This window comes from Variovorax sp. GW821-FHT10D07 (genome assembly GCF_059415325.1).
In genome coordinates this window covers 834831-850906 of the sequence record NZ_JBWKMZ010000001.1, presented here as the reverse complement: position 1 = coordinate 850906, position 16076 = coordinate 834831, and the positions used below count along the sequence as shown (strand labels likewise).

At 70.7% G+C, this 16076-nt stretch carries 15 protein-coding genes and 1 riboswitch; of the genes, 7 read left to right on the top strand and 8 right to left on the bottom strand.

Features of this window, described 5'->3' with window-relative positions:
- Positions 1-2 precede the first annotated feature (2 nt).
- Positions 3-932, bottom strand: a complete 930-nt coding sequence (locus tag AC07PU_RS03960) for a LysR family transcriptional regulator (RefSeq protein WP_495315409.1) — start codon at positions 930-932, stop codon at positions 3-5.
- Positions 933-1075: 143 nt separating this feature from the next.
- Between AC07PU_RS03960 and AC07PU_RS03955 the strand changes: the two genes are divergently transcribed.
- From AC07PU_RS03955 to AC07PU_RS03935, 5 genes are read left to right on the top strand one after another with little or no spacing between them, the layout of a single operon-like run.
- The gene (locus AC07PU_RS03955; protein WP_495315406.1) at positions 1076-1762 is read left to right on the top strand and encodes an RraA family protein; all 687 of its coding nucleotides are present in this window, start codon (positions 1076-1078) and stop codon (positions 1760-1762) included.
- Between the two features lie 35 nt (positions 1763-1797).
- Positions 1798-2700 (top strand): amino acid ABC transporter substrate-binding protein, encoded by a 903-nt coding sequence (locus AC07PU_RS03950; RefSeq protein ID WP_495315404.1) that lies wholly within the window; start codon positions 1798-1800, stop codon positions 2698-2700.
- A gap of 25 nt (positions 2701-2725) precedes the next feature.
- Positions 2726-3391, top strand: a complete 666-nt coding sequence (locus AC07PU_RS03945) for an RraA family protein (protein WP_495315402.1) — start codon at positions 2726-2728, stop codon at positions 3389-3391.
- A gap of 35 nt (positions 3392-3426) precedes the next feature.
- Positions 3427-4092: an RraA family protein gene (locus AC07PU_RS03940; protein WP_495315400.1), complete on the top strand. Its 666-nt coding sequence runs from the start codon at positions 3427-3429 to the stop codon at positions 4090-4092.
- Complete coding sequence (locus AC07PU_RS03935; RefSeq protein ID WP_495315398.1) at positions 4089-5318, top strand: pyridoxal phosphate-dependent aminotransferase; 1230 nt, start codon at positions 4089-4091, stop codon at positions 5316-5318. Before AC07PU_RS03940 ends, AC07PU_RS03935 begins: the two co-directional genes overlap by 4 nt.
- A gap of 7 nt (positions 5319-5325) precedes the next feature.
- Here the strand turns inward: AC07PU_RS03935 and AC07PU_RS03930 are convergent, their stop codons facing one another.
- Genes AC07PU_RS03930 through AC07PU_RS03920 form a run of 3 tightly spaced genes read right to left on the bottom strand, consistent with a single transcriptional unit; the run spans position 5326 to position 8526 of the window.
- A complete protein-coding gene (locus tag AC07PU_RS03930; RefSeq protein WP_495315396.1) occupies positions 5326-6006 on the bottom strand; it encodes an alpha/beta hydrolase family protein in 681 nt (226 codons plus the stop codon).
- Positions 6003-6830 (bottom strand): TatD family hydrolase, encoded by an 828-nt coding sequence (locus tag AC07PU_RS03925; protein WP_495315394.1) that lies wholly within the window; start codon positions 6828-6830, stop codon positions 6003-6005. Before AC07PU_RS03925 ends, AC07PU_RS03930 begins: the two co-directional genes overlap by 4 nt.
- Positions 6831-6888: 58 nt before the next feature.
- Positions 6889-8526, bottom strand: coding sequence for a tannase/feruloyl esterase family alpha/beta hydrolase (locus tag AC07PU_RS03920; protein ID WP_495315392.1), 1638 nt, complete (start codon positions 8524-8526; stop codon positions 6889-6891).
- Between the two features lie 225 nt (positions 8527-8751).
- On the opposite strand from AC07PU_RS03920, the gene AC07PU_RS03915 reads away from it, so the two are divergent.
- Positions 8752-9387 (top strand): TetR/AcrR family transcriptional regulator, encoded by a 636-nt coding sequence (locus AC07PU_RS03915; protein ID WP_495315390.1) that lies wholly within the window; start codon positions 8752-8754, stop codon positions 9385-9387.
- 59 nt (positions 9388-9446) lie between these two features.
- Here AC07PU_RS03915 and AC07PU_RS03910 read toward each other — a convergent pair whose 3' ends face one another.
- Entirely contained in the window at positions 9447-10460 is a 1014-nt protein-coding gene (locus tag AC07PU_RS03910; protein ID WP_495315388.1) for a tripartite tricarboxylate transporter substrate binding protein, read from the bottom strand.
- A 209-nt stretch (positions 10461-10669) separates the two neighbouring features.
- Complete coding sequence (locus AC07PU_RS03905; RefSeq protein WP_495315386.1) at positions 10670-10924, bottom strand: hypothetical protein; 255 nt, start codon at positions 10922-10924, stop codon at positions 10670-10672.
- A 192-nt stretch (positions 10925-11116) separates the two neighbouring features.
- Here AC07PU_RS03905 and AC07PU_RS03900 point away from each other — a divergent pair, with 192 nt between their 5' ends.
- Positions 11117-12967 (top strand): ATP-binding response regulator, encoded by a 1851-nt coding sequence (locus AC07PU_RS03900; RefSeq protein ID WP_495315384.1) that lies wholly within the window; start codon positions 11117-11119, stop codon positions 12965-12967.
- Here AC07PU_RS03900 and AC07PU_RS03895 read toward each other — a convergent pair.
- Complete coding sequence (locus AC07PU_RS03895; RefSeq protein WP_495315382.1) at positions 12964-13731, bottom strand: tetrahydrofolate dehydrogenase/cyclohydrolase catalytic domain-containing protein; 768 nt, start codon at positions 13729-13731, stop codon at positions 12964-12966. The genes AC07PU_RS03900 and AC07PU_RS03895 overlap by 4 nt on opposite strands.
- A 189-nt stretch (positions 13732-13920) precedes the next feature.
- Positions 13921-14001, bottom strand: a riboswitch (ZMP/ZTP riboswitch).
- 44 nt (positions 14002-14045) lie between these two features.
- Positions 14046-16040: a propionate catabolism operon regulatory protein PrpR gene (gene prpR / locus AC07PU_RS03890; RefSeq protein WP_495315380.1), complete on the bottom strand. Its 1995-nt coding sequence runs from the start codon at positions 16038-16040 to the stop codon at positions 14046-14048.
- Positions 16041-16076 lie beyond the last annotated feature (36 nt).

Genomic DNA, 16076 nt, shown 5'->3' with positions numbered 1-16076 from the left:
GCCTACTTTCTCGCCACGGACTTCCGCGCCCCGCCGCCCGCGCCCAGCGCGGCGGCAATGGCGACGATGCGCTCGACCATCGGGTCCTGCGTCCGCGCGCTCCATGCGACCGCGATGGTCACGACGTCGACCTGTTCCTTCAAGGGCTTGATCGCGACCCGCTCGCCGCCGAGCTCCTGCAGCCCCAGCGGCACCAGCGCGATGCCCTGGCTGCAGCCGACCATGGCGATCTGCGAGGTGACCGAGCGCGATTCGTGCAGGATGCGCGGCGTGAAGCCGTGCGCGCGGCAGGCCGCGACGATGCCGTCGAAGAAGCTCGGGCTCACCGCGCGCGGGAACATGATGAATTCCTCGTCCGCCAGCTCGCGCAGCGCGATGGTCTTGCGCGCGGCCAACCGGTGCCACGCGGGCAGGGCGACGCCGAGGCGCTCGGTGCGCAGCGGCCGCGCCTGCACCCCTTGCCCCGCGTCGCCCTCGATGCGCGCGAAGGCCACGTCGATCACGCCCTCGTCGAGCGCGAGCAGCGCCTCGGCACTGTCGATCTCGATCACCGAGATGCTCGCGTCCGGCACCTCGGCCTTCAGCTGCTCGATCACCGCGGGCAGGGGGCTGGCCATGGCCGTGGTGATGGCGCCGATGGTCAGCATGCGCCCGCGGCCGCGCAGCGCCTCCTGCACCGAGACCTCCACGCGGTCCATCTGGAACACCAGCTTCTTCACGGCCGGCAGGATGGCCGCGCCCTCGGCCGTGAGCTGCACGCCCTTGCTCGAGCGCTCGAACAGGCGGACCTTGAGCGCGGCCTCCAGCACCTGGATCTGCTCGGTGAGCGGCGGCTGCGACATGCCGAGCCGCGCCGCGGCGCGCCGGAAGTGCAGCTCCTCGGCGACCACCGAGAAAAGGTAGAGATGGCGGAGCAGGCGGAAGTTGATCATCGATAGGCCGAGCGTATCAAGTTCTTCCCTTCTTGCGAATGGACGTATCGCACCCGGCCCCGGAACATCGGCTTTCCCTTGCACCCGTGAACGCCATGACGGACCCGATCGCCTCCCTCGGCGCCACCAGCCCCTGAAAGACCATGACCACCGACGCCCAACGACTCTCCCGCCTCGCCGACCTGGACACCAACACCGTGTCCGACGCGCTGGACTTCCTCGAACTGCCCGGCGCCACGGTGGGTCTGCGCCCGCTGTGGCAGTGCCCGCAGATCGTCGGCCGCGCCTCCACCATCCAGCTGGCGCCCAAGCAGGCCAGCGGCGGCCTGACGGTGCACCCCATCACCAGCGTGATCGCCGAGAGCCGGGGCGACGACCGGATCCTCGTGATCGCCGGCGGCATCGAGGGCGTCTCGTGCTGGGGCGACATCGTCGCCAATGCCGCCACCATGAAGCACATCCGCGGCACGGTGATCGACGGCTTCAGCCGCGACATCGAGGGCAGCGAGGCCATCGGCTACCCGGTGTACGGCCGCGGCGTGACCATGGTCAGTGCCCGCAACCGCCTGGTGCAGACGGGCTCGGGCGCGCCCGTGAAGGTCGCGGGCGTCGAGGTCGCGCAGGACGACTTCGTGATCGCCGATCGCTGCGGCTGCGTGTTCGTTTCGGCCGCGCGCATCGACGAGATCCTCGACATCGCGGAACGCACCGCCGCGAAGCAGGCCGGCATGGTGTCGCGGATCCGCGCCGGCCAGTCGGTGGCCGAGGCCATGCACGACAGGCACTTCGCGGCGGTGATGGAAGAGCGCCAGCCCGCCGAGGCGCGATAGACCGATCCGCATCGTCCAGTCCTCCGAGGTACTCCATGAGAAAAATCGCAATCCTCCTGGCGGCCGCGCTCGCGCTGGGCAGCGCCGCCGAAGCGCCGGCCCAGACCCTCGAGCGCATCCGCAGCACGGGCGTGGTCACGCTCGGCGTGCGCGACAGCTCGCTGCCGATGTCCTATGTGCTGGGCAGCGACCAGGCCGTGGGCTTCCAGGTCGACATCTGCCAACGGATCGTCGCCGCGATCAAGACACGGCTGAACCTGCAGAAGCTCGAGGTCCGCTACCAGGTCGTGACCTCGCAGAACCGCGTGCCGCTGGTGAAGAACGGCGCGGTCGACCTCGAGTGCGGCTCCACCACCAACAACCAGGCCCGCCAGCAGGACGTCGCCTTCACGCTCACCACCTACATCGAGGAGGTGCGCATGGCGGTGCGCGCCAGCTCGGGCATCCGCTCGATCAAGGACCTCGAAGGCAGGACCGTGGTGGCCACCACGGGCACGACCTCGGTCCAGCATGTGCGCCGCAACAGCCGCGCCACCGGCCTGAAGTTCAACGAGATCCTCGGCAAGGACCACGCCGAGAGCTTCCTGATCCTCGAATCGGGCAAGGCCGACGCCTGGGTGATCGACGCGGGCCTGCTCAATGCGTCGATCGCCAATGCGAGGAATCCGGCCGACTTCGCCGTGGTGGGCGAGGTGCTCAACACCGAGCCGCTGGCGATCATGCTGAGCAAGGACGACGCGCCGCTCAAGGCGCTGGCCGACCGGACCCTGCGCGACATGATGCGTTCGGGCGAGATGAAGACGCTGTGGAACAAGTGGTACGCCGAACCCATTCCGCCGCGCAACGTACGGCTGAACATGGCGCCGCCCGCCGCGCTGCAGAAGCTCTGGCAGGACCCCAACGACCTGCCGATGGAAAGCTACGCGGCCGCGCGATAGACCACGACACCCCAGCGAGCACACCATGAGCCTTTCCAACTTCGACATCGGGCCCATCCCGAAACTGGCGCCCGAGACGCTGACCGCCGCGCTGCGTGACATCGTCACGCCGCACCTCAGCGACAACCTGCGGCGCCTGTCGGGCATCGTCGGCCTGCAGCGCTTCCACCGCGCGCGCAAGCTGGTCGGCACCGCCTTCACGATCAAGGCGCGGCCCGGCGACAACCTGCTGATCTATCGCGCGCTCAAGGACATCGAGCCTGGCCATGTGTTCGTGATCGATGGCGCGGGCGATCCCCACAACGCGCTGGTCGGCGAACTGATCATGCTCTACGCCATGCAGCGCGGCTGCGCGGGCTTCGTGATCGACGGCGCAATCCGCGACACGCGCGCCTTTTTCGAGGCCGACTTCCCGTGCCACGCACGCAGCAGCACGCATCGCGGGCCCTACAAGTTCGGCCCCGGCTCCATGAACCGCGACGTCTGCGTCGGCGGGCAGGTGGTGCATCCAGGCGACGTGGTGGTCGGCGACGAGGACGGCGTGGTCTGCTTCGATCCCGCGGACGGGGAGCGCCTGCTCGCGGCCGTCGCGCAGACCGCCCGGACCGAGGACGCGATCAAGGCGGAGATCGCCACCGGGCGCGTCGAACAGGGCTGGCTCGACCGGACCCTGTCGGCGCACGGCCTCTGAAATCCCTCACCACACTCCCAGCGAAAGCCATTCCCATGCAACAAGAAGACAAGGACCTCGTGGCCCTGTTCGAAGGCCTCGACACCCCCGGCGTTTCGGACGCCATGGACAAGCTCGGCCTGCCGGGCCACTGCTTCGGCCTCGTGCCGCTGGCCGACTACGCCGGCGTGACCGTGGGGCCCGCCTTCACGGTGAAGTACGTTCCGGCCAGCACGCCCGCGGGCTCGGTCGGCGACTTCATCGACGACGTGGCCGAGGGCGACGTGCTCGTCATCGACAACGGCGGACGCACCGACTGCACGGTCTGGGGCGACATCATGACCCAGTACGCGGGCCGGCGAAGGATCGCCGCCACCGTGATCGACGGCGTCTGCCGCGACGTGTCGAAGGCATTGAACGACGGCTACCCGTTGTTCACGCGCGGGCGCTTCATGCGCACCGGCAAGGACCGCGTGCAGGTCGAGGGTGTGAACGTCCCCGTGTCCATCGGCCAGGCCCGCGTGGTCGCGCGCGACATCGTGGTGGCGGATGCGAACGGCGTGCTGGTGGTGCCGCGCGCGCGGGCCCGCGAGGTCGCGGAACTCGCACGCAGGATCGAGACCGCCGAGTCGCAGATCCGCGCCTGGATCGAGCAAGGCAAGACGCTCGGCGAGGCGCGCGCGGCGATGGGCTACCACACGCTGCAGCGGAAGGCGCCATGAGCAACGACGCCGCGGTGGCATCGGCCGCGCGATTGAACGTGCACCTCGCGGCCGCGCAGCCCTCCGCGACCTACCGGATGATGGACCGGGTGGCGGCGCGACGCGCGGGCGGTGCCAGCATCGTCTCGCTGTCGGCCGGCGAGCCCGACTTCGACACGCCCGCGCACATCGGCGACGCGGCCGTGGCGGCCATCCGCGAGGGCCATACGCGCTACACGCAGGTCGCGGGCCTGCGCGCGCTGCGCGAGGCCGTCGCGGCCAAGTTCCGGCGCGAGAACGGCCTGGACGTGGGCTGGCAGGACACGATCGTCTGCTCGGGCGGCAAGCAGGTGATCTTCAATGCACTCGCGGCGACCTTGAACCTCGGCGACGAGGTGATCGTGCCGGCGCCTTACTGGGTCAGCTACCCCGAGATCGTGCAGCTGTGCGGCGCCAGGCCGATCGTGGTGCCTTGCGGTGGCGAGTCCGGCTTCAAGCTCGGGCCCGAAGCGCTGGAGGCCGCGATCACGCCGCGCACCCGGTGGCTGATCCTCAACTCGCCGAGCAATCCGACCGGCGCCGTGTACACGCTCGCACAGCTGCGCGCGCTCGCCGAGGTGCTGCTGCGCCATCCCCAGGTGCTGGTGCTGGCCGACGACATCTACGAGCACCTGGTCTTCGACGGGCTGGCCTTCCACACGCTGGCCCAGGCCGAACCCCGCCTCGCCGCGCGCACGCTGACGATGAACGGCGTGTCGAAGGCCTATGCCATGACCGGATGGCGCATCGGCTTCGGCACCGGCCCGCGCTGGCTGCTCGATGCCATGGAGAAGCTGCAGGGCCAGCAGACCTCGGGTGCCAGTTCGATCTCGCAGCATGCGGCGCTCGCGGCGCTGAACGGGCCGCAGGACTTCATCGCGCGTTCGCGCGCCGCCTTCGAGCGGCGCCGCGATCTGCTGGTCGCGTCGCTGAACGCCACGCCAGGCTTGCGCTGCGACAGGCCATCGGGCGCCTTCTATGCCTTCGTCTCGTGCGAGGCACTGATCGGCCGGACGACCGCGGCCGGTACCGTGCTGGCCAGCGACGAGGACCTTGCGCTCGCGCTGCTCGACGAGGCGGATGTGGGCGTGGTCCACGGCGCGGCCTTCGGACTGGCGCCGTACTTTCGCATCGCCTATGCGCTCGACGACGCATCGCTCGACATGGCCTGCCGGCGCATCGACCGCTTCTGCCGCGCGCTGCGCTGAGCCGGGCTCAGGGCAGCAGCCAGGCCTGCATCCACACCGCCACCGCATCGAGCATCTGCTCGATCACCTGCGCGTCGGTCAGCCCCGATTTCTTCGGCACGTGAAAGCCATGGTCGGCCGCCGCGTATTCGTCGACGCTCGCCCAGTCACCGAGCGAATCGACAACCTGCGCGAAGCAGGGCGGTTCCGCGAGCTTGTCCTGCGCGCCGTGCACGAACAGCATCGGCACGTCGACCTCGTGCAGGTGCGCCGCGCGATCGATCGAGGGCTTGCCGGCCGCGTGCAGCGGGAAACCGAGGAAGACCAGCCCGGTCACCTCGGGCAGCAGGCCCAGCGCCTGGGCCTGCGAGGTCATGCGCCCGCCGAAGGACTTGCCGCCCGCGAACAGGGGCAGTCCCTGGAAATGCGTGGCAGCGCTGGCCACGGCCGCGCGCACCGTGGCATGCGCGAGCGGCGGCGCATCGGGCCGCTTCGAACCGCGTTCCATGTACGGGAACTGGTAGCGCAGGCAGGCGATGCGGCGTTCGGCGAGGCCCTGCGCCACGGCCTCCATGAACGCGTGCGTCATGCCCGCGCCCGCGCCATGCGCGAGCACGAGGGCGAAGCGTGCATCGTCGGCCGCGTCGATCAGGCCCGACACGCGCAGCTCGGCATCGACCTCGATCGTGATCTTTCTCGACGTGCTCATGCGGCGACCTCGACGGGTGGGAGTCCGAACAGCCGCCGGCTGTTGGCGCTGCAGGCCGCGATGACCTCGGCGACATCGCGTTCGAGCAGTTCGGCCACGCCCGCGGCAACCCAAGGCAGGTACGCCGGTTCGTTCGGCTTGCCGCGCAGGCCCGCGTTCTTCGGCATCAGGTAGGGCGCATCGGTCTCGAGGTGCAGCCGGTCCAGCGGAATGGCGGGGATGGCCGCGCGCAAGGCCTGGCCGCGCTGCAGGTCCGTCACCCAGCCCGTGATGCCGATGTCGAGGCCCATCGCGAGAAAGGCCTCGGCTTCGGCGCGATCGCCGGTGAAGCAGTGCACCACGCCGTGCGCGCCATCGGCCACCACGGGCGCGAGCATGTCGTGGAAATCGGCGAAGGCATCGCGGCAGTGCAGGAACAGCGGCTTGCCGGTCTGCGCGGCCATCGAGAGCTGCCGGTCGAAGGCCGCGCGCTGCGCCTCGGGCGTCGAGAAGTTGCGGTTGTAGTCGAGGCCGCATTCGCCGACCGCCACGACCTCGGGGCAGCGCCACAGTTCGGCCAGCTGCTCGAAGGTGGCGGCGTCGAAGGACTTCGCGTCATGCGGATGCACGCCCGCGGTCGCGAAGACCACGCCCCGATGCGCCCGCGCCAGCTCGAGCGCGCGCAGGCTCGAGGCGAGCGAGGTGCCCGTGGCCAGGATCTGCGCCACGCCCGCGGCCTTGGCACGCGCCAGCAGCGGCGCGGTGATCGACGCCAACTGGCCCGAATGGAAGTTGACGCCGATGTCGACGAGGGAGGGGGAGGCGGCTTTCGCTTCGATGCTCATGCATCGATGGTACGAGAACACCGCGCGTGCACGCGGTGCCCGCGCGATGCCGCGGCCCTCAGCTGCAGCTGTAGCTCGCCGCCACGTTCACGTCGCCCGAGCCCTTGTACTTCGGGTACTTGGGGTACTGGCAGGCGGGCATGCTGCGGGCCGTGCCGCCGCTGGTGAAGCTGTAGGTCAGCTGCGTGGGTGCGTCGTCGTTCTCCACCCAGCCCATGATGGCCGAGGCCCAGTCCACTTCCTGCAGGCTGCCGCCCGCGCCATGCCCGCCGCCGGGAACGATGAAGAAGCGCGTGGCGCTGTTCGGATCGGCGAGCCCCAGCGACTTCGCGATGCCGGTCATGGTGGTCCAGTTGCGGTAGTGGTCGTTCGGCGACAGCAGCGCGTCGCTGCCGGCGTGCCACGAGATCAGCTTGCGGCCCGAGGCCACGTAGCTGGCGATGGCGGCCTTGTCGTGGTCGGCACCGATGCGCGCCAGGCCCGCGCCGAGCATGTAGTAGTCGGTCTCGAGCTGGAAGCCGGCCTGCTTGGCCGGCGTGAGCCAGGCGGGGTCGCCGCTCGCGAGCAGCGCGAAGCCGCCGCCGAGTCCGCCCCAGCCGAGCCCGAGGCCGTTGCCCCACGAATAGCCCGAGAGCACGGTCGAGCCGTTCGAGAGCTTGAGCGGCGACAGGAAGGACTGGAGCGTGCCCACCTGCGCGGCGCTCAGGCAGAGGGCCGGATCGCTGCTCGCGCCCGCCACGCCACACTGCAGCACGGCCGGATCGAAGCTGCAGGCCTGCGGATTGCCGATCAGGCCGTCGCTGGCACCGTCGAGCGCATCGCAGGCCGACAGTGCGGCCGCATAGGCCGCGCCGGTCTGCGCGGGGCTCAGCGCCGCGGGCGTGCCGGTCAGCGAGGCCGCGCGCAGCCAGGCGCCGGTCTGGCCCGCCATGTCCATGGTCTCGCAGCCCGCGACGATGCCGTCGAACTCCTGCGGCCAACGCTGCGCGGCGATGTAGGCATTGCGTCCGCCGTTGGAGCAGCCGTTGAAGTAGCTGTGCGTCGGCGCCTTGCCGAAGAAGGCCTGCGCGACGGCCTTGCCGAAGCGCACCGTGGTGCCCACCGCGGCATAGGCATAGTCGGTCGCCGATTGCTGGCCCTCGGCCGTGCCGCTGGCCCAGACGCCGGGCGCGGCCTGCGCGGGCACGCTCGCGCGGTTGCCGCCGTTCGAGGCCGCATACACCGCGCCCTTCAGCGCGAGCGTGGGATCGACCGCCGTCACCGCGCCGCCGCCGTCCTTGGTCACCGCCGAGGCGATGCGTCCGTCGAAGCCACCGCCACCTTGTTGCCAGTAGCGGCCGGTCCAGTTGTCGGGCACGTCGATCTCGATGTCGAGGAAGGGGGCGCGCGTGCCCAGCACCTGGCAGAAGCCCGAGGCGTTGACCGCCGTCTTGGCTTCGAAGCGCGCGGTCTGCGTGACCGTGACGCCCGCCAGCACCTGCCCCTTGAGGCCGTTGCAGGTGCTCTTGAGCTGCTCGACGCTGGGGCCCGCCGGACCCGCGGGCGGCGGCGCGGCCGGTGCGGGCGCGGGCGCCGGAATCGGGAGGAAGCCGCCGCCTCCGCCGCCGCCACCCCCGCAGCCTTGCAGGGCCAGGCCGGCGGCCATCAGCAGGCCCGCCGACAGCAGGGCACGGTTCACACACTTCTCGTCGCGCATGGTTGTCTCCGATATTTTGATGGTTGCCGGATGGCCGGCGGATCTCGCTCGATGGGCTTCGTCGTCAGGTCGATGTGGATCGATCAGAAAACCAACCGACCGGTCGGTTTGGAAGCCGCGCAAGGCTAACGCAGCAGCGCGGACACGGGCAAGCGGCAAGGACTCGGGACTAACCCCTAAGATCGCGGACCGCGTGGCCTCGCGCGCAGCCCTTCATTGCCACCCATGACCGTTGACACCGCTTCCTCCCGCCCCAACGACCAGCGCAGCCTGATCGCCAGGGCCGCCGCCGAGCTGTTCGCCCGCAAGGGCTATGCGGCGACGTCGATGAACGAGATCGCCGAGGCCAGCCACCTGTCCAAGCCCGGCCTCTACCACCACTTCAAGGACAAGGCCGAGGTGCTGCTTCACATCGCCGACGGCCATGTGTCGCGCCTGGTCGACATCGTCACGGGCGTGGAAGCGCTGCAGCTCGCGCCCGACGAGCGGCTGCCCGAGCTGATCGAGGCCTTCATGGCCGAGTACGCCGAGGCGCAGCACGAGCACCGCGTGCTCACCGAGGACGTGCGCTTCCTCGCGCCCGAAGCGCAGGCGCGCGTGCTCGACAAGGAGCGCACGGTGGTGCGGGTGTTCGCCGACGCCATCGCCGCCACGCGCCCCGACCTGCACGCCTCGCAGCTGCACAGGCTGCTGACCATGTTCCTGTTCGGCATGCTCAACTGGATGTTCACCTGGTTCAAGCCCGGGGGCCGCTTCTCCTACGACCAGATGGCGCCGATCGCGACGCAGCTGTTCCTCAACGGCATCACGGGGCTGGAGGTCGCGCCGGCGAAGAAGGCGCCGAAGGCGCGCAAGCCGTGATCGGCTGATCGAACCCATCGCGCGCCTCTCCGTCATGGATCTCGCGAAGGCCGGGCCGCTCAATCGAGCTTGATGCGGCCGCTCGCAAGCAGCGCGCGGTGGCGCGCGATCTCGGCGGCGATGGTGCGCTGCATTTCCGCGGGATCGCCCGAGGCGGGATCGAAGCCCTGCGCGATCAGGGACTGGCGCAGCTTCGGGCTGGCCAGCGCGCGCTGCCAGGCCTGCAGGACTTCGCGCCGCGCCGCCGCCGGCGTGCCGGTGGGCAGCACCAGGCCGACCCAGGAGTGGTACTGGTAGCTGCGCAAGGCCGGCACGCCCGTTTCGGCGTAGCTCGGTACCTCGGGCAGCATCGCCCAGCGTTGCGAGGACGTGGCCGCCAGCGCGCGCACGCGCCCGCTCTGCACGAGCGGGACGATGGGCGCGGTGGCGTAGAGCATCAGGTCCACTTCGCCGCCCGCCAGCGCATTCATCGCCTGGGCCTCGCCCTTGTAGGGGATGTGCCGCGCGTCGATGCCGAGCGTGCGCAGCAGCTCCTCGCTCTGCAGGTGCAGGCTGGTGCCGATGCCGAAGGAGCCGTAGGTCAACTCGCCCGGATGCGCCTTCGCATACCGCACCAGCTCGGCCATGTCGGCCACCGGCAGGTCGGCGCGCACAGCCACCACGCCGGCATTGGCGGCCACGATGCCCAGCGCATCGAAGTCGTTCAGCGGGTCATAGCCGGGCGCCTTGTCGAGCACCGGGTTGACCGAGGCGATGGAGGGCGAGACCGCGATCAGCGTGCGGCCGTCGCGCGGTGCGCGCAGGGCCGCCTGCACGCCGATCTTGCCGGCGGCGCCCAGGCGGTTGTCGACCAGCACGGGATGGCCGAGCGCGGCCGCGAGTTCGGGGGCGAGCAGCCGCGCGACGCGGTCGATGGGGCCGCCGGGCGGCGCGGGCACGATGATGGTAGAGACCTGCGGCGCGGCGATGCAGGCCGTGCCGAACAACAGGCCCGCCGCGAGCAGCAGGGCCGTGCGGCGCTTCGCGGTCCGCCGAGGTGCAGGGGGCTCCTGCGGCTTGTCTCTTCTTGTCATGCGGGCATCGTAGGCATGCCCTCTCATATTCGGAAATACCTTTTGGCGTCACATTTCCATATGCCGCGAGTATGGCCGCGTCGATGCCATGTGCTGCTTCACGCGCCGTGCAGGTACTGCGTGGGGGTGGTGCCGAGGCTGCGATCGAACAGCGCAACGAATGCACCGATGTTGCAATACCCGCCGCTTCGCCGCCGCGGCGCCCCCGCTCAGTGCGATGCCCGCACGTGCGCCTGGTACGACACGTCGAGCAGCTTGCCCTTCTGCACGTAGTAGCGGTCGAGCCGCCACTCCTTGAGGATGTCGAGGGCCAGATCGAAGCTCTTGAGCTTCAGCGCATAGAGGCTGGCCAGGGAGAAATCGACATCCGATTCCAGCGCCAGGACCAGCCGTGCCAGGGTCAGGGACTCCTCGCTGTTCGGGTCGGCCGTGATGAGCCGGCGTGCTTCCTTGATCGCGTTCATGGAGGTCCTTCGTCGCGCTCGTTCGAGCGCTGTCGCGGTGGTGAAACGCAACCCTGGCTTGTCGTGCATTTCGGCGAGGCCGTCTGCTCCGCGTCGGGATTCGGCCCGCCAAGGTCTTGGAGCGGGAAGAGGCAGTCTAGCACCGCGTTTCCAGCGGCCGGACGCGCTGGAACGGCCCTTACACTGCCGCCCATGCGTACGCCGGGCGCCACCTCCACCCCGTCGGGCCCCGTGCCCGGGCCCGCCGATTCCCACGCCCAACTGGTCCGCGAACGCCTGCTGCGCCGCATGTTCGTGATGGGGCCGCCCACGGTGCTGACGGCACTGGCCTCGGCGATCGCGATGGCCGGCGTGTTCTTCGGGATGACGCGCGGCTTCGGCGCGCTGGCATGGGGCGTCGTGATCTGCACGCTGCTGTGCCTGCGGCTGGTGTTCATGCGCTGGAACGCGCGCCTCTATCCCGAGCCCGAGTTCACGCTGCGCCAGCCCGATGGCGCGTGGCGCTTCATGCTGCCGCTGGGTGCCTACATGTCGATGTGGACCCTGGCGCCCTGGGCGCTGATGCCGCCGGGCACCGAGTCGCCGATGCGCATCCTGATTCTGCTGCTGGGCATGTTCGCGGTGCTGATGGGCTCGGTGCCGGTGATCGCCACCTGGCGCGCGATGGTGCCCGTGGTCACGATTCCGCTCACGCTGGGCGTGGTCACGCGCTTCGCCTGGATGGGCGGCACCGATGGCTGGTTCACCTGCGTGGTCGGCCTGCTGTTCGGCGGCTCGATGGCGCGCTATGCGCTGTCGCAGCACCAGCTGATCCGGCGCAGCCTGTCCGACCAGATCGACAAGGAGCTGTTGAGCGAGCAGCTGCTGCGCCAGTCCTTCGAGCTGCAGCGGCTCAACCGCGAGCGCAGTCGCTTCTTCGCCTCGGCCAGCCACGACCTGCGCCAGCCGGTGCATGCGCTGGCGCTGTTCTCGCGCTCGCTCGAACGCGACCTGGCCGACCATCCGCTGGCCCCCGTGGCCGGCCGCGTGGTGCAGGCCACCGATGCGGTGAGCGGCCTGCTCAACGCGATGCTCGACATCTCGAAGATCGATGCCGGCACGGTGGTGCCGCAGCCGGTACGGATGGCGGTGGACCCGCTGTTCCTGCGGCTGTCGCAGATCTTCGAGCCGCGCACCCAGCAGGCCGGCCTCGCGCTGCGCTTCCACACCGCGCCCGAATGGCTGCAGACAGATGGTGACCTGCTGTTGCGCGTGCTGACCAACTTCGTCGACAACGCGCTCAAGTACACGCGCCAGGGCGGCATCCTCGTGAGCGCGCGGCCGCGCGGCGACCGCCTGCGGCTGGCCGTGTGGGACACCGGCCTGGGCATCGCGCCCGAGCACCTGCCGCATGTGTTCGACGAGTTCTACCAGGTCGACAACCCGCAGCGCGACGTCGCGCGCGGCCTGGGCATCGGGCTGGCGATCGTCAAGCGGCTGGTGGACCTGCTCGGCGGCGAGATCGGCGTGCGCTCGCGGCTCGGCCACGGCAGCGTGTTCTGGGTCGACCTGCCGCGCCGCCCGCCCGTGCCCACCGCCTTGCCCATCGTGCCCGCGGCCATGCCCGATACCGCGCAGGCCGACACCACCGAACTGCCGCTGGTGCCGCCACGCGTGCTGCTGCTCGACGACGAGCAGCCGGTGGGCGAGGCGGTGCGCATGTGGCTCGCGCCCTACTGCGAGCGCATCGAAATCACCTGCCGGCTCGCCGATGCCAGCGCGCAGGTGCGCGCCACACCCGACGGCTTCGACGCCTTCCTCATCGACTTCCGGCTCGCCGATCCGCAGGACGGCATCGAGGCGACCGCGGAACTGCGCCGGCTCGCCGGCCGCCGCGTGCCCACGATCCTGGTCACGGGCGATACCGATCCCGAGCGGGTGCGCGCGGCCTATGCCAGCGGGCTGGTCGTGATGTTCAAGCCTGTGCAGCCGGAGGTGCTGCTGCGAACGCTGCACCAGATCATTCGGGGCGCGCAAGACGAGCGCGCCGAGCGACACGGCTAGGAAGCACGCTCCGCCGCCTCCAGCGTCTGCGAGATCAGCGTCGAGATCGTCATCGGCCCCACGCCGCCCGGCACCGGCGTGAGCGCCGCGCAGCGCGCGAACAGTCCCTCGGTCTCGATGTCGCCGACGCCACCCTCGTGGTAGCCGGCATCGATGACGATGGCGCCGTCGCGGATCCAGTCGCCGCGGATGAAGCGCGGCCGGCCGACGGCGCCGACGATCACCTCGGCGCGCCGCACCTCGTCGGCGAGGTTCGCGGTCTTCGAGTGGCACACGGTCACCGTCGCATCGGCGTTCAGCAGCATCATCGCCAGCGGCTTGCCGAGGATCGGGCTGCGGCCGACCACCACCGCGCGCTTGCCGGCGACGTCGATGCCGTAGTGCGCGAGCAGCCGCATGATGCCCGCGGGCGTCGCCGAGCCGAAGGCCGGCTGGCCTAATGCCATCCGGCCGAAGCCGTGGCTGGTGACGCCGTCCACGTCCTTGCGGATCGCGATGCGGTCGAAGCACTGCCGCTCGTCCACCTGCGCGGGCACCGGATGCTGCAGCAGGATGCCGTGCACCTGTTCGTCGGCGTTCAGCGCATCGATCTCGCGCAGCACGTCCGCCGTGGTCGCGCGCGCATCGAGTGTCACGACGCGCGAGTCCATGCCGACGCGGCGGCAGGCATTGCCTTTCATCCGCACGTAGGTCGCGGACGAGGGATCGTCGCCGACCAGGAGGGTCGCGAGGATGGGGGTGCGTTCGCCGTTCCTCGCCTTCAATGCGAAGACCCGCTGCGCAGTGCCTCCTCGTTCGCGGCGGCGACCGATTTGCCGTCGAGCAGGATGCAGGGCGCGGGGGCGGTCATCGCGCACCTCCGGAGCGGAGGGGCGAAAGCCGTGGACGGGAAAGGATGCGCCGGTGCGGCGCGGGCATGCGGACACTCATCGTCGGAACTCCTGAAAAGACGACAGACATGCCCAGGCGATCGGCGTGACGATGGCCGCGTTCCCTGATGGTGCTCCATCCGTTCGCCAGTTGCGCGGCAACGCGATTATCGGACAACGGCCGTGCGGCCCCGCTCGAGGAAGGCCGCCTAGGCCTTCGGCCCCTCGTCGCGCAACCGCCGCCACAGCGTCGAGCGGCTGATGCCGAGAATGGCGCAGGCCTGGTCCTGGTCGCCCTGGACCGACTGCAGCACCTCGCGCACCCGTTGCCGCTCCGCGGCCGTGCGCGCGCCCTTGAGCAGCCGATTGCGCGCGGGCGCCGGGCGCGCCTGCGTGCATTCGGCGAACACCTCGAGCAGCCGGGCGCGGTCCAGCCGGCCTTCGGGCGCCAGATAGCCGTGGCAGGCCAGCAGGCGCTCGACGAGATTCTCCAGTTCGCGCACATTGCCGGGCCAGCCGTAGCCCGCGGCCAGTTCCAGCAGGGCGGCGAGCCAGGCCGACGCCTGGTCCGCGGGCACCCCCGCCGCGGGCGCGCGGCGCGCCATCAGGCCGGCGGCCAGGGGCGCGATATCGGCGCCGCGCTCGCGCAGCGGTGGCGTCTCGATGCGCAGCACCGCGAGCCGGTAGTACAGATCGCGCCGAAACAGGCCACGCTCCACCTGGGCCGCCAGGTCGGCATGGGTGGCCGCGATCACGCGCAGGTCGACCGGCACCGCCGCGGTGGCGCCCACGCGCAGCACCTCCCGCTCCTGCAGCACGCGCAGCAACCGGGTCTGCAGCGCCAGGGGCATGTCCCCGATCTCGTCGAGGAACAGGGTGCCCGTGTGGGCGGCTTCGATCAGGCCGGTCTTGCCGCCGCGCCGCGCGCCGGTGAAGGCGCCTTCCTCGTGGCCGAACAGCTCGCTTTCGAGCAGGCTCTCTCCCAGCGCCGCGCAGTTCACGGCCAGGAAGGGCTGGGTGGCGCGCCGGCTCGCGCTGTGGATGCCCTGGGCCACCAGTTCCTTGCCGGTGCCGCTCTCGCCGACGATGAGCACGGTGGCGTCGCTGGCCGCGCACTGCCGCGCCAGCTCGCGCACGCGCCGTGCCGCGGCGCTGTCGCCCGCGAAGGCCTCGATCCGGTAGCGCGTGGGTGCGCCGCGTTGCCGCTGGTTGGCGCGCAGGTGGCGGTCGGCGCGCTGGATCACGGCCGGGTCGCGGCACACCAGCAGCGCGCCGGTGACCTCGCCGCTCTCGACGATGGGCGCGCGCCGCACGACCAGCGTGCGCATGCCGATCTGCAGCACCTCCTCGACCGGGGCTTCGCCCAGGCGCAAGGTGGCGCCGAGGTCCAGCACGGGCTCGACCTCGCTCAGCACGCGGCCGACCAGTTCCGCCACGGAAGCACCGAGCAGCTGCGCCATGGCCGGGTTCAGCGCCTCGATGCGCTGGCGCAGGTCGACCGCGACCACGCCGTCCTGCAACTGGCCGAGGATGGTGCCGAGCCGCTCGTGGCGCGCGCGCTCGGCATGGCCGTGGCGCGCCAGGTGGAGAGCGTCCTGCAGCGCCTGGCGCACCGCGTCCTCGGAGTACATCAGCACGCTGGCGATGCCGGCCTGCTCGGCCAGGTCGGCCACCAGCCCGGGCGACACCACGGCCTCGATGCCGGCGGCGCGCAGGGCCTCCACGCAGGCCGGCGCGTCCTCCGGGCCGCGGTAGCTGAACTGCGCGATGCCCATGCCGAACAGGGCATCGAGCTGCGCCAGGTGCTCCGACGGACCGTCGAACGACACCAGGCCCACGCGCGGCGAGAGGGCGCGCGCCGCGGCCAATGCGCGCATCAGGTCGAAGCCGCGCACCTCCACGATGGCCACCGGAATGTCCAGGTGCCGGCGCAGCCATTCGCCGCTGGCGCCCGCGGCCACCACCGCGTCGACGGGGCGCCGGGCATGCAGCGCGCGCACGGCCGCCACGGCATCGTCGAAGGCCTGCCCGACCAGCTCGACCTGCGCCTGCCCGGCCACCTCCGGTATCAGCCGCGCCAGCACGCGGCCCAGGCGGTGGCGGGCCACGGCCACGATGTGCAGCGGCCGCTGTGTGGTGGGGGAGTGAGGGCTCGGGGCGGCGGGCAATGTATTCATTTCAATGGATTTCATTGTCTCATTCATGAAATCCGATTGAAATCCAGACCCGGACGAGCGCCC

Bases quoted from the DNA above. Each gene is read 5' to 3' on its own strand.
- prpR (WP_495315380.1), bottom strand. From the start codon at position 16,040: ATGAATGAGACAATGAAATCCATTGAAATGAATACATTGCCCGCCGCC.
- AC07PU_RS03930 (WP_495315396.1), bottom strand. From the start codon at position 6,006: ATGAGCACGTCGAGAAAGATCACGATCGAGGTCGATGCCGAGCTGCGC.
- AC07PU_RS03935 (WP_495315398.1), top strand. From the start codon at position 4,089: ATGAGCAACGACGCCGCGGTGGCATCGGCCGCGCGATTGAACGTGCAC.
- AC07PU_RS03945 (WP_495315402.1), top strand. From the start codon at position 2,726: ATGAGCCTTTCCAACTTCGACATCGGGCCCATCCCGAAACTGGCGCCC.
- AC07PU_RS03955 (WP_495315406.1), top strand. From the start codon at position 1,076: ATGACCACCGACGCCCAACGACTCTCCCGCCTCGCCGACCTGGACACC.
- AC07PU_RS03915 (WP_495315390.1), top strand. From the start codon at position 8,752: ATGACCGTTGACACCGCTTCCTCCCGCCCCAACGACCAGCGCAGCCTG.
- AC07PU_RS03905 (WP_495315386.1), bottom strand. From the start codon at position 10,924: ATGAACGCGATCAAGGAAGCACGCCGGCTCATCACGGCCGACCCGAAC.
- AC07PU_RS03940 (WP_495315400.1), top strand. From the start codon at position 3,427: ATGCAACAAGAAGACAAGGACCTCGTGGCCCTGTTCGAAGGCCTCGAC.
- AC07PU_RS03925 (WP_495315394.1), bottom strand. From the start codon at position 6,830: ATGAGCATCGAAGCGAAAGCCGCCTCCCCCTCCCTCGTCGACATCGGC.
- AC07PU_RS03960 (WP_495315409.1), bottom strand. From the start codon at position 932: ATGATCAACTTCCGCCTGCTCCGCCATCTCTACCTTTTCTCGGTGGTC.
- AC07PU_RS03920 (WP_495315392.1), bottom strand. From the start codon at position 8,526: ATGCGCGACGAGAAGTGTGTGAACCGTGCCCTGCTGTCGGCGGGCCTG.
- AC07PU_RS03910 (WP_495315388.1), bottom strand. From the start codon at position 10,460: ATGACAAGAAGAGACAAGCCGCAGGAGCCCCCTGCACCTCGGCGGACC.
- AC07PU_RS03950 (WP_495315404.1), top strand. From the start codon at position 1,798: ATGAGAAAAATCGCAATCCTCCTGGCGGCCGCGCTCGCGCTGGGCAGC.
- AC07PU_RS03900 (WP_495315384.1), top strand. From the start codon at position 11,117: ATGCGTACGCCGGGCGCCACCTCCACCCCGTCGGGCCCCGTGCCCGGG.